Annotated in this window: 10 protein-coding genes; 9 read left to right on the plus strand and 1 reads right to left on the minus strand. The window is 64.3% G+C overall.

Features of this window, described 5'->3' with window-relative positions; translation table 11 throughout:
• Window positions 1-6 precede the first annotated feature (6 nt).
• The 6 genes from CH289_RS19895 (at window position 7) to CH289_RS19920 (ending at window position 7,275) form a co-directional block, all read left to right on the plus strand.
• A complete protein-coding gene (locus tag CH289_RS19895; protein WP_230593910.1) occupies window positions 7-705 on the plus strand; it encodes a GntR family transcriptional regulator in 699 nt (232 codons plus the stop codon).
• A 186-nt stretch (window positions 706-891) separates the two neighbouring features.
• Window positions 892-2,166 (plus strand): M24 family metallopeptidase, encoded by a 1,275-nt coding sequence (locus CH289_RS19900; protein WP_094710748.1) that lies wholly within the window; start codon window positions 892-894, stop codon window positions 2,164-2,166.
• A gap of 2 nt (window positions 2,167-2,168) precedes the next feature.
• Window positions 2,169-3,482 carry an aminotransferase-like domain-containing protein gene (locus CH289_RS19905; RefSeq protein ID WP_462052408.1) on the plus strand — a complete coding sequence of 438 codons (1,314 nt, stop codon included), beginning with the start codon at window positions 2,169-2,171 and terminating at the stop codon, window positions 3,480-3,482.
• A complete protein-coding gene (locus tag CH289_RS19910) occupies window positions 3,479-4,735 on the plus strand; it encodes a M20 family metallopeptidase (protein ID WP_037158268.1) in 1,257 nt (418 codons plus the stop codon). The genes CH289_RS19905 and CH289_RS19910 overlap by 4 nt, the downstream gene beginning before the upstream one ends.
• 204 nt (window positions 4,736-4,939) lie before the next feature.
• Window positions 4,940-6,313 (plus strand): MFS transporter, encoded by a 1,374-nt coding sequence (locus CH289_RS19915; protein ID WP_019664704.1) that lies wholly within the window; start codon window positions 4,940-4,942, stop codon window positions 6,311-6,313.
• Complete coding sequence (locus CH289_RS19920) at window positions 6,313-7,275, plus strand: D-2-hydroxyacid dehydrogenase (protein WP_094728402.1); 963 nt, start codon at window positions 6,313-6,315, stop codon at window positions 7,273-7,275. The genes CH289_RS19915 and CH289_RS19920 overlap by 1 nt, the downstream gene beginning before the upstream one ends.
• Window positions 7,276-7,329: 54 nt before the next feature.
• On the opposite strand, the gene CH289_RS19925 is transcribed toward CH289_RS19920, so the two are convergent.
• Window positions 7,330-8,427 (minus strand): NADH:flavin oxidoreductase/NADH oxidase, encoded by a 1,098-nt coding sequence (locus CH289_RS19925; protein ID WP_179276838.1) that lies wholly within the window; start codon window positions 8,425-8,427, stop codon window positions 7,330-7,332.
• Between the two features lie 154 nt (window positions 8,428-8,581).
• On the opposite strand from CH289_RS19925, the gene CH289_RS19930 reads away from it, so the two are divergent.
• The 3 genes from CH289_RS19930 to CH289_RS19940 are packed head-to-tail and all read left to right on the plus strand — an operon-like array spanning window position 8,582 to window position 12,205.
• A complete protein-coding gene (locus tag CH289_RS19930) occupies window positions 8,582-9,850 on the plus strand; it encodes a glutamate-5-semialdehyde dehydrogenase (RefSeq protein WP_019664701.1) in 1,269 nt (422 codons plus the stop codon).
• Between the two features lie 50 nt (window positions 9,851-9,900).
• Window positions 9,901-10,788 (plus strand): AAA family ATPase, encoded by an 888-nt coding sequence (locus tag CH289_RS19935; RefSeq protein ID WP_026347725.1) that lies wholly within the window; start codon window positions 9,901-9,903, stop codon window positions 10,786-10,788.
• A gap of 1 nt (window position 10,789) precedes the next feature.
• Entirely contained in the window at window positions 10,790-12,205 is a 1,416-nt protein-coding gene (locus CH289_RS19940) for a vWA domain-containing protein (RefSeq protein ID WP_019664699.1), read from the plus strand.
• Window positions 12,206-12,213 lie beyond the last annotated feature (8 nt).

Here is a 12,213-nt window from a genome sequence, read left to right on the forward strand (position 1 = left end):
AGACCAGTGCCAGGATCAAGAAGACTGACGCCGATCAACGCGCGCAACACGTCGATGGTGATCGCCGATCAGATCCGCGACCGCATCATCGACGGCTCCTACGCGCCCGGTGAGCAGATCAACGAGGCGAATGTTGCTGCCGAGTTGGAGATCTCCCGCGGACCGGTGCGAGAAGCGCTGCAACGGCTCAACCAGGAAGGGCTGTTGGTCAGCTACCGCAACCGTGGAGTGTTCGTCGTCGAACTCAGCAGCGACGACGTCGCGGAGATCTACGAGGCTCGCGCGGCGATCGAGGTGGGCGCCGCGTGGACTCTCGTGCACGGCGACGAATCGACATTGACGACAACTGCTGCTCGGTTGTCGGCGATCGTGGACCAGATGCAGCCCTACATCGATCGCGCGGACTGGTTCGGACTGGCCGAGCGTGACCTCGCGTTCCACACCGCCCTCGTGTCCGCGACGTCGAACAGTCGCATGTCGCGGATGTACGCGACGCTGGCGGCGGAGGCGCGCATCTGCATGGCCAACCTCGAAACCGCGTACTACCGGCCGGAGGCATTGGTCGAGGAGCACCAGTTGCTGGTGAACCTGCTGGTCGGCGGGGACTGGTCTGCGTTGGAGGCCGGCGTGCACGAGCACATGGACACCGCAATCCACGATCTGACGCGTGCGATGGCCGACGAGGCAACTGGTATCGCTCAATAGCTGGTCGAGGCACGTGCGCGCGGGTGAATCGGTGATGAATCGCCCGCGTGCACGAGCCGAAACGAAGAAGTAACACGGATTTCCTTGCGGCGGAGTGGACCTGGCATTTAGCCTGATTGTCAACAATCTGCAAACGGCAGATCGGTTGAACGGACACACCTGACAATGCCTCGAAAGGGGGTACCAGTGAACGACTACTTCGCAGCCGAACTCACCAGTGCGGTCGGACCGAACCACTCCGAGGGCCTCGCCGAATACGCGGACCTGCCCAACAGCACGCCCATCACGTTCACCGACGACGAGTACTCCGCCCGCCTCGCCGCGGTACGGGCATCGATGGCGTCACAGAACCTCACGGCGCTCATCGTCACCGATCCGTCCAATCTGTACTACCTGCTCGGCTACAACGCCCTGTCGTTCTACACCCCACAGATGCTCTACGTGCCGCTGGAAGGCGAACTGTACTTCTTCGCCCGAGAAATGGACGCGAACGGAGCGTTCCGGACGTCGTGGCTTCCACAGGAGCAGACGTTCGGCTATCCCGAGACCTTCGTGCAGCGCAAGGACACCCACCCGTTCGTGTGGGTCGCGCAGCGCCTCCGGGAACTCGGTGTGGTGAACAACTTCTCGCACGGCCAAGTCGGTCTGGAGATGGACTCGTACTACTTCAGCCCCAAAGCGTTCGAAGCGTTGGTCAAATCCCTTCCCGAGTACCGATTCACCGACTCCTACGAATTGATCAACTGGGTGCGCGTGATCAAGTCACCCGCCGAGATCGACCTGATGCGCGGTGCCGCCAAGGTCTGCGAGTCCGCGATGGCGGCAGCCTACGACGCAGTGGTCGTCGGAGGACGACAGTGCGACGCAGCCGCGGCCATCATGAACGCACAAATACGCGGAACGGACGACTTCGGCGGCGACCACCCCGCGATCGTCCCGATGCTTCCCACCGGCGCCGGCGCGGACACACCGCACCTCACGTGGTCCGACCAGAGGTTCATCGCAGGGGAGACCACGGTCGTCGAACTCGCAGGCGTCTTCCGTCGATACCACGTACCCATGGCACGCACCATCGTGCTCGGAAAGCCCAGCAAGCGACTCGACTACCTCGCGCGATCCACCGGAGAAGCGCTCGACGGAGTCCTCGCCGAAGTTCGACCGGGAACGACGACAACCGAACTCGCGCAGATCTGGAACGTCGGCCTCGCGAAACACGGCCTGCACAAACCGTCCCGCATCGGATACTCCATCGGCATCGCCTACGCACCGGACTGGGGCGAACGCACCGTCAGCATCCGAACCGACGACGACACCGTCCTCGCCGAGAACATGACCTTCCACATCATCGGCGGAATGTGGATGGACGACTACGGATACGAAGTCTCCGAAGCCGTCAGAGTCACCGACCGCGGAGTGGAAACCTTCACCTCGTACCCCCGCCGTCTACTGACGAAGGAGTGAACATGCACGCCACCTCGCTCAACCATTCCGCAGGCTCCACTCCTGTTACTCCGGGTCATTCCGCAGGCTCCACTCCTGAATCCCCAGGCTCCGCTCCTGCCATCCCGTGGGCACTGCGGACCGACAAACTCGTCGGATCGGTCATCGACTCGTCCACCTCCCTCCTCGCTGCGCAGAAGCACGACATCGTTCGATTCGCGATGGGTTCGCCTGCTGCAGAGACGGTTCCAGCGGCGGCGTTCTCCGAGATCGCGGCGCAGGTGATGACGACGGACGCCATGGATTACGCCGCCACCGAAGGCGATCCCGGGCTGATCGACGCCCTGCTGGAGTACCTCGACTCGGTAGGGGAGCCGACGTCGGCCGACCGAATCGTGATCACCTCGGGCGGGATGCAGGGGCTCGATCTTGCCTGCAAGCTGTTCGTGGATCCCGGTGACCTCGTCATCGTCGAGAGTCCGACGTACACGAACGGAATCGCGACGGTACTGAGCTACGGCGGCGAAGTGCTCGAAGCGCCGATGGATTCCGACGGGTTGATAGTCGAAGCGTTGCCCGAACTCGTGGCCCGAGCGGGACGCCCGCCGAAGATGATCTACGTCATTCCGAACTTCCAGAACCCGTCCGGCACCACCATGTCGCTGGCACGACGCACTCTGCTGCTCGAGCTCGCGCACAAGTGGGGATCGGTGATTCTCGACGACGATCCGTACGGGCTGCTTCGGTTCGAGGGCGAGAACATCCCGAGTTTCGCCGCGCTGAGTCCCGGGGACCCGCTGGTTTTCTCGGTACGTACGTTCTCCAAGATGATCGCACCCGGTCTGCGGGTCGGATGGGTCGACGCCGCACCGCAGGCCAGGCAGTTGCTCATCAATGCGAAGCAGGCAATGGACACGTGCACCAATCTGCCCAACCAACGAATGATCGCCGAGTTCATCCGCAGGGGACAGTTGACCGAACACCTACGATCGCTCGCCGCGGTCTATCGGCCGCGGAAGATCGCGATGCAGCGAAGCCTGGAGAAGTACTTCGGCGACAGGATCGAGACGACGGATCCCGAGGGTGGTTTCTTCCTCTGGGCCACGTTGCGCGGCACAGCCTCCGCCGTGTCCACGCAGGACCTGTTCGAGGTAGCTCTGGCTGAAGGTGTCGCCTACATTCCCGGTCCCGCGTTGTCCGTCGGCGGCAAGTTTCACGACTCGCTGAGGTTGTGTTTCGCGTCCTCGACTCCCGAGCGGATCGACGAAGGTGTGAAAAGACTGGCCGCAGCAGTGGACCGGGCGGTGGACACCATGTCCAGCGATCCCACTCGATGACCACGAAGGAAGTCACCGACTTCGAGAACTCTCTGCTCCGATCCATCGACACCGACGAGATCGTCTCTCTGGCTTCGGCGTTGATCGATGCCGGTGGTGAGAACCCAGGTGGTACCGAGGGCGGCGTCGCGCATGTTCTTGCCTCACGGTGCCGCGATCTGGGATTTCGAGTGGAAATGGTGGAGGTAGCGCCAGGTCGCCCGAATGTGATTGTCTCGATAGGGGAATCAGGAGAATCAGGGAAATCAGGGGATTCGGGTGTTCTGTTCGTCGGCCACTCCGACGTCGTTCCCGCCGGGGGTGGTTGGTCGACGGACCCGTTTCGTGCAACGACACGGGACGGTCGACTGTACGGCCGCGGCGCGTGCGACATGAAGGGTGGTCTGGCCGCCGTGGTCGTGGCGATGGCCGCGATCGAGCGCAGTGCAAGCGAACTCACTGCACCGATCTCGCTCGCTTGCCTCGTCGACGAGGAGGACACCGGTCTCGGGATCAGAGCGTTCGTGCAGAGGGGCAACGCACCGAGTCGACCGTCGCCGAGGTACTCGCACTGCATTGTCGCGGAGCCGACAGACCTCGTGACGATCACCGGGTGCCGGGGTGCGGCGAACCTGGAGATCGTGGTGACGGGCAGATCCGCGCACGCCGGGAGGCCGAGCAACGGTCGCAACGCGATCGCGGCCGCGGCGAAGATCGTCGGACTCGTCGAGAGGTCCGCAGTTCGGATGCGGCAGAACCCGCACCCTGTCCTCGGTCCCGCGACCTGGAACGTCGGCACGATCGACGGTGGTACCGGAACCTCGATGGTCGCCGATCGGTGCGTCCTCACCGTCGATCGGCGGCTTCTGCCCGGCGAAGACGCACACGAGATCGCCCGCGAGCTGCGCCTCTCGATCGACGACGCCGGTATCACCGGTGACGGCATCGAAGTCTCCGTTGGCGTTTCGATGGAGATGCCTGGCTTTCTGACCAGCGAGAACAGTGACACAGCAGTCGCGGCGGTCGCTGCGGTGACCGACGCCGTCGGCTCTCGCGGGACCGACGTGTGGACCGCATCGTGCGACGGAGGTTTCGTCGCCCGAGATCTGGGTACGCCGGTCGTCGTGTTGGGACCGGGTGAGATCGAAACGCAGGCTCATCAACCCGACGAATCGGTGTCGGTCCAGCAATTGTGCGACAGCGCAAGGGCGTACGCATTGATGGCGTCCAGAATCGTTGCGCTACCTGCAGTTTTGTCCAGGTCCAAGGGGTAGTGCGAAAACGCGAACATCAGCTTCCGTAGTGTGAAACGCTGCGAAGTACCAACCCGACGCTCCACGTTTGTACACAAAGCGAGAGGTATTCCGGCCGTGACACAGTCGTCCAGCAGTGGGTCCGACAGCAGTGGGTCCGACAGTAGTAAAGCCAGAACAGGGGGACACGGAAGTCCTACCGGTTATCCGCCCGACACCTCCGAATTGAATCCGGAGGAGACCAAAATCCTGCACCGTGCCATCGGCGGTTCGGCACTCGGTAACGCAGTCGAATGGTTCGACTACGCAGTGTACGGCTACCTCGCGGTGTACATCGCGGCAAACTTCTTCCCGTCGGAGGACGGGGGAGCGAGCCTGCTGTCCACTTTCGCAGTGCTCGCGGCATCGTTCATCATCCGGCCTATCGGTGGCATCGTGCTCGGCCCACTGGGAGACCGCATCGGCAGGCAGAAGGTCCTGGTCCTGACGGTGACGATGATGTCGATCGCCACAGCGGCCATCGGCATTCTCCCCACATTCGACACGATCGGAATCCTCGCCCCGATCCTGCTGCTCGTCTGCCGACTGGTCCAGGGCTTCTCCACCGGTGGCGAGTACGGCGGCGCGGCCGTGTTCATGGCCGAGTACGCACCGGACCGTCGCCGAGGATTCTTCGGTTCGTTCCTCGAATTCGGCACTCTGGCAGGCACTGTCGCCGGTGCTACTCTCTGCACCCTGCTCAACCTCGGTCTCGGCGACGACACCATGGAGGCATGGGGCTGGCGCATTCCGTTCCTTCTGACCTTGCCGCTCGGCATCGTCGCGCTGTGGCTGCGGACGCGGCTCGAGGACTCTCCGGTGTTCTCCGAAGCGAAGGCAGACGGCGAAACGGTCTCCGAGGGTGCATCGGGCGGCGGTGCCATCGCGTCGCTGAAGACGACGATGACGTACTGGCAGCGCATTCTCATCCTGATGGGATTCGTGCTGCTGCTCAACATCGCGTACTACACGGTGCTGACGTTCCTGCCGTCCTATCTCAGCGACACTCTGGGCCACAGCACAACTCAGTCCAACTTCACTCTCGTGATCATCATGTTGATCATGATGGCCATCATCAACCCGATCGGATCTCTGTCCGATCGAATCGGCCGGAAACCGCTGTTGCTGGCCGCATGCGTCGGGTATTTCGTGTTCAGCGTTCCGCTGTTCCTGCTCATCATCAACACCGGCCTCGTCGGTCAGTCCATCGGACTGCTCGGACTCGGCATCCTGCTGGTGATCATGTGCTCGTGCGTCTCCTCGACCCTGCCGGCACTGTTCCCGACGCAGGTGCGTTACGGCGCGTTCGCCATCGGCTACAACGTCTCGACGTCGCTGTTCGGTGGTACTGCACCCCTGATCCTGACGTTCCTGATCGACAGGACCGGATCGAACTTGATCCCCGGCTGGTACATGATGCTCGCCGCGGCCATTGCGTTCGTGCCGATCATGCTGATGCCGGAAACAGCAGGACGTTCGCTGCGGGGCAGTCAGTGCCCGGGTGACAACGACGACGAGGTCGCGGCGTCCGGTGTGGAACTCGTGGGGTATAAGAAGTAGTGGTGGACAGCCCTGTTGTCGTCGTTCTCCATGCCGACGATCTGCCTGTCGGCATGGAGACGGTGTCCGCGGCGGCGGAAGTCCGATACGCCACCGCCGACACTCTCGCGGATGCCGTCCCCGGGGCGGACGTGCTGCTGCTGTGGGACTTCTTCTCGTCCGCGGTCGAGCAGGTGTGGAGCAGGTGCGACTCGCTGAAATGGATTCACATCGCAGCCGCCGGAGTCGACTCGCTCATGTTCGACGATCTGGCCGATTCCGACGTCGTGGTGACGAACTCACGCGGAATCTTCGACCGACCGATCGCCGAGTACGTTCTCGGGCAGGTGCTCGCCTTCGCGAAGGATGCAGCTGGTTCCGCTGCGCTCCAGCAGCGAAAGGAGTGGAGGCACAGGGAAACCGAACGCATCGACGACGCTCATGCCATGGTCGTCGGCACCGGTGCCATCGGTCGCGAGATCGGCCGTGTGCTGAGAGCCGTCGGAATGAAGGTGTCCGGTGTGGGTCGTACGGCCAGATCGAGCGACGCGGACTTCGGTGTGGTGCACGCCAGTTCGGACCTGGGCCAGGTCGTGTCCGACGTGGACTACCTCGTGCTCGTTGCTCCGCTGACCGACTCGACGCGAGGTCTGGTCAGCGCCGACGTGTTGGCTGCAACGAAACCCGGTGTGCGAGTGATCAACGTAGGTAGGGGAGAACTGCTCGACACCGAAGCGCTGCTGGTGCAACTCCGGGCAGGGCACATAGCAGGGGCCGCGTTGGACGTGTTCGAGATCGAACCGCTGCCGGCCGACAGCCCGATCTGGACCACCGAGAACCTCGTGGTCACACCGCACATGAGCGGTGACGCGCGCGGGTGGCGAGAAAGACTGTCCGAGTTGTTCGTCGCCAACTTCGACAACTACTCCCGGTCCGCGGACCTCGTCAACGTGGTCGACAAGAAATTGGGCTTCGTAGGCTGAATCACCACTTCTCGTCTTCTCTACCCGTCACTGTTGGAAGTTGTGCGGTGCCGGTCAGCTTCGCGCGTACTGATTCGGGACCGGTGGGCTCATCTCCGCACCCAACTCGCGGGCGGCACGGCGAGGCCAGTACGGATCACGCAGAAGCTCACGGCCCAACAGAACCGCTGTTGCTTCACCGGTGGACACGATGTCCTCGGCCTGCTTCGGCTCGGTGATGAGCCCCACCGCAGCAGCCGGGATGGTCGTCTCGTTCTGGACCCGCTTCGCGAAAGGCACCTGATACCCCGGACCGACGGGAATGTGAGCGCGTACGTTTCCGCCGCTCGATACGTCGATCAAATCGACGCCGTGATCCTGCAGCAGCTGAACGAGCGCGACGGTCTGATCCGCAGTCCAGCTCGGAGCCTCCAGCCCTTCGTCGTCGCCGAACCAGTCGGTAGCGGACACACGAACGAACACGGGCAGATCCGCCGGCCACACCGCGCGTACCGCGTCGACGACCTCGAGGAGCAGGCGCGTACGTCCGGCGAAGTCGCCGCCGTACTCGTCGGTGCGCTTGTTGCTGGCGGCAGACAGGAATTGGTGGATGAGGTATCCGTGCGCTGCGTGGATTTCGACGACCTCGAATCCGGCGCGAAGGCTCCGCCCGGCAGCGGCGGCGAAGTCCGCGACGATGCCGGCGATGTCCTCGGTGGTTGCTTCCACCGGCGTCGAGTAGTCGCCGAAGGCGAGTGCACTCGGCCCGACTGTCGTCCAGCCGAGCGGTTCGTCGGCTGGGATCGACTCGCCACCGGCCCACGGCTCGGTCGTCGACGCCTTGCGCCCGGCGTGCGCGAGCTGGATGCCGGCTACCGATCCGAAGGAGTGGATCTGCGACACGATGTCCGCGAATGCGTCGGCCTGGCGGTCGTTCCAGATCCCGAGGTCGGCCGGGCTGATACGGCCTTCCGGGCTCACGGCGGAGGCTTCGGTGAGGACGAGCCCGACGCCGCCGATGGCACGACTGACCAGGTGCGTGCGGTGCCAATCGTGAGGGACTCCGACGTCGCCACCCTCCTTTGCCGCGGAGTACTGACACATCGGCGCCATCCACACACGGTTCGGGAACGTGACGCCCCGCAGGGTCAGGGGCTCGAACAAGGCGCTCAAAGGTTTCTCCTTCGTCGTTCACGAGACGGGCTGCCGGTCGAAGTGCAGACCCTCGAAGCGTGGCAACCGACGCGACGGCGTCGTCATTCCCGACTCCGTTGCGCCGACTCACCGACTGCAGGAACGTCCGTGCAGGACGGTTAGTGTGTAGTGCATGACTGCAGCACCCACCCACGAACAGGTGGACGAGCGTGAACTCGTTCATGCCGCGGCCAAGCGAGCGAGGATCGCCTCCCGCACCCTGGCCCTCCTCACCACCGCCGAGAAGGATGCTGCGCTCCATGCAGCGGCGGACGCAGTGCTCGCCGCAGCTCCACAGGTCATCGAAGCCAACACTGCGGACGTCGAGGCCGCACGTGCCGCCGGCACCGACGAGGGTCTGCTCGATCGCCTGAGGTTGACCGACGCTCGCATCGACGGAATCGCCGCCGGTCTGCGCCAGGTCGCCGGCCTACCGGACCCGGTCGGGGAGGTCGTTCGGGGCTCGACGCTGCCGAACGGTCTGGAGATTCGTCAACAGCGCGTTCCGCTGGGCGTCGTCGGAATGGTCTACGAAGCGCGGCCGAACGTGACGGTCGACGCCTTCGGTCTTGCCTTCAAGTCCGGTAACGCCGCGCTGCTGCGGGGATCCTCCTCCGCGGCACGATCCAACGCCGCTCTCGTCGACGCTATCGGGGGCTCGCTCGCAGCCGGCGGACTACCCGTCGACGCCGTGCAGCTTCTGCGTAGCTCCGATCGCTCCACGGTCACCCACCTGATCCAGGCCCGCGGCCTCGTCGACGTCGTCATTCCGCGCGGCGGAGCCGGACTGATCTCGGCAGTCGTTCGTGATGCGACGGTGCCGACGATCGAGACCGGTGTCGGCAACTGCCACATCTACGTGCACTCGGCCGCGGACCTCGATACCGCGGAGAAGATCGCCCTGAACTCCAAGACTCGACGCGTCAGCGTGTGCAATGCGGCGGAAACCATTCTGGTCGACCAATCGATTGCGGACGTCGCGGTTCCGCGTCTGCTGCAGGCATTCCAGGCGCACAGTGTCGTCGTGCACGGTGACCTGCCCGGATTGGTGCCCGCGACGGAGAAGGACTGGTCCGAGGAGTACCTGTCTCTCGACGTCGCGTTGAAGGTCGTCGACGGAATCGACGCCGCGATCTCGCACATCGACACCTACGGCACCGGACACACGGAGGCCATCGTCACCGCAGACCTCGGTGCCGCACGCGAGTTCACGACGCGAGTCGACGCCGCTGCCGTCATGGTGAATGCGTCGACTGCCTTCACCGATGGAGAGCAGTTCGGCTTCGGCGCCGAAATCGGCATCTCCACCCAGAAGTTGCACGCCCGAGGCCCGATGGGTCTTCCGGAGCTCACGTCGACCAAGTGGATCGTCTGGGGCGAGGGGCACACCCGACCGGTCTGATCGTGCCCGGAGTGACCGAGGTCCCGAAGCAGAACCCGAGAGGATTGACCGTGGATCGAGCATTACCGACGACACCACCTTTGTTCGCGAGCGTCGACGACGTCGTGACCAAGCTCGCCGAGACGGGATACCTCGCGAACAAGGCGACGGCGACGTCGGTGTTTCTCGCGGACCGGCTCGGTAAGCCGCTTCTCATCGAGGGACCGGCGGGCGTGGGCAAGACAGAGCTCGCGCGGGCCGTCGCGCAGACAGCGGGCGCAGAACTGGTGCGTCTGCAGTGCTACGAAGGCGTCGACGAGGCCCGTGCGCTGTACGAGTGGAACCACGCCAAGCAGATCCTCCGCATCCAATCCAGCACCACCGGGTCCGCCGGCTGGGACGAGACCAAGCTGGATGTGTTCTCCGAGGAATTCCTGCTGGCCCGCCCACTTCTCCAGGCCATCCGCCGCGAGGATCCGACGGTGCTGTTGATCGACGAGACGGACAAGGCCGACGTCGAGATCGAGGGCCTGCTTCTCGAGGTGCTCAGTGACTTCGCCGTCACCATCCCCGAACTCGGCACCATCACGGCGGTGCGGCGACCGTTCACGGTCCTCACCTCCAACGCCACCCGTGAGCTGTCCGAGGCCCTGAAGCGGCGCTGCCTGTTCCTGCATCTCGATTTTCCGGATGCCGACCTCGAACGCAAGATCCTCGCGAGCCGTGTACCCGAGCTCCCCGAGGCCATCGCCGAGCAGCTGGTGCGCGTCGTGCGCGTCATGCGGGCGATGCAACTCAAGAAGTTGCCGTCGGTAGCGGAGACGATCGACTGGGGACGTACCCTGCTCGCGCTCGGCATGGACACACTCGACGACGACGCGGTCCGTGCCACGCTCGGGGTCGTGCTCAAGCACCGGTCCGATCAGGACAAGGCCGCGGCCGAGCTCCGGTTGAACTGACATGCTTGCACCGCACGGGCTTCCCGGCCACCTCGTCGACTTCGTCGAGGCGCTGCGGAAGCGCGGCATATCCGTCGGACCGTCGGAGACCGTGGACGCGGGGCACGTGCTCGCGGTTCTGGATCTGCTCGATCGCGAAGCGCTCCGTGAAGGGCTGGCCTGCGCGCTGTTGCGGCGGCCCACGCACCGCGACACCTACGACGCGTTGTTCGACCTGTGGTTCCCTGCTGCTACCGGGCAACGCGACTCCGGCCGGATAGACACCGCCCTTCCGCGCACACCCGACGGAGACGTCGATTTCATCGCACTTCGCGAACTCATCACCGACCTGCTCGTCGACGGCAGCGAGGAGGCGATCGGCCTGACCGAGATGCTCGCTGCGCAGATGGTCGAGGAGCTCGGCCAGTACAAATCGGCGAACGGACCGTCGTTCTCGGCGTACCAGGCTCTCCGGGACGTCGCTCCGGACACATTGCTCAGCCGGATACTCGAAGGATTGCTCGGCAACGCCGAGACAGGGTCGAACCGGTCCGCGGGATCGTACGAGGACGAGGTCGCGAAGCGGACGGCCGCTCAGCGCATCGCCGACCTGAAGAAGATGGTGGACAAGGAGACTCGCCGCCGCGCCGCCGAGCGCCTCGGCAAGGAACGCGTCGCGAGCTACGGCGTTCCCAAGCTCGCCGAGGAAGTCGACTTCCTCCGAGCGTCGGACACCGAGATGGTCGCCCTGAAGCGGAGCGTCGCGCCACTTGCGCGGCTGCTGGCGAGCCGCCTCGCCGCGAGACGGCAGCGCAGCACGCGCGGCTCGATCGATCTCCGTCGGACGCTCAGAAAATCGATGTCCACCGGAGGCGTACCCATCGATCTCGTGCAGCGCAAGCCCAGGCGAGCGCGTCCCGAGCTCGTGGTGCTGTGCGACGTCTCCGGTTCCGTTGCAGGCTTCAGCCACTTCACGTTGTTGCTCGTCCACGCGCTGCGGGAGCAGTTCTCGCGGGTACGCGTGTTCGCGTTCATCGACTCGACGGACGAGGTGACTCGATTCTTCGACACCGGAAGCGACCTGGGAGCTGCCATGTCCCGGATCATGCGGGAATCCGAGCTGATCACCTACGACGGCCACTCCGACTACGGCAACGCGTTCGAGACGTTCGACGACAAGTACGCGCACACCGTCACCTCTCGAACCTCGGTGCTCGTCCTGGGCGACGGCCGCACGAACTATCGGGATCCGAAGCTCGACGCACTGGCACGAACGGTTGCGGTGGCCAAACACGCGTACTGGCTCAATCCGGAACCGAAGGGTCAGTGGGGGACCGGCGACTCCGCGGCGAAGGTGTACAGCGACGTGATCGGAATGTACGAGTGCCGATCGGCACAGCAGCTGAGCGACATCGTCTCGCGACTCCTTCCCGTCTGAGCACGGCA

The organism is Rhodococcus sp. RS1C4 (genome assembly GCF_002258225.1).
Classification (GTDB): Bacteria; Actinomycetota; Actinomycetes; order Mycobacteriales; family Mycobacteriaceae; genus Rhodococcoides; species Rhodococcoides fascians_E.

Excerpts from the sequence above, each read along its gene's own strand:
- CH289_RS19940 (WP_019664699.1), top strand. The coding sequence starts at position 10,790 with ATGCTTGCACCGCACGGGCTTCCCGGCCACCTCGTCGACTTCGTCGAG.
- CH289_RS19910 (WP_037158268.1), top strand. The coding sequence starts at position 3,479 with ATGACCACGAAGGAAGTCACCGACTTCGAGAACTCTCTGCTCCGATCC.
- CH289_RS19930 (WP_019664701.1), top strand. The coding sequence starts at position 8,582 with ATGACTGCAGCACCCACCCACGAACAGGTGGACGAGCGTGAACTCGTT.
- CH289_RS19905 (WP_462052408.1), top strand. The coding sequence starts at position 2,169 with ATGCACGCCACCTCGCTCAACCATTCCGCAGGCTCCACTCCTGTTACT.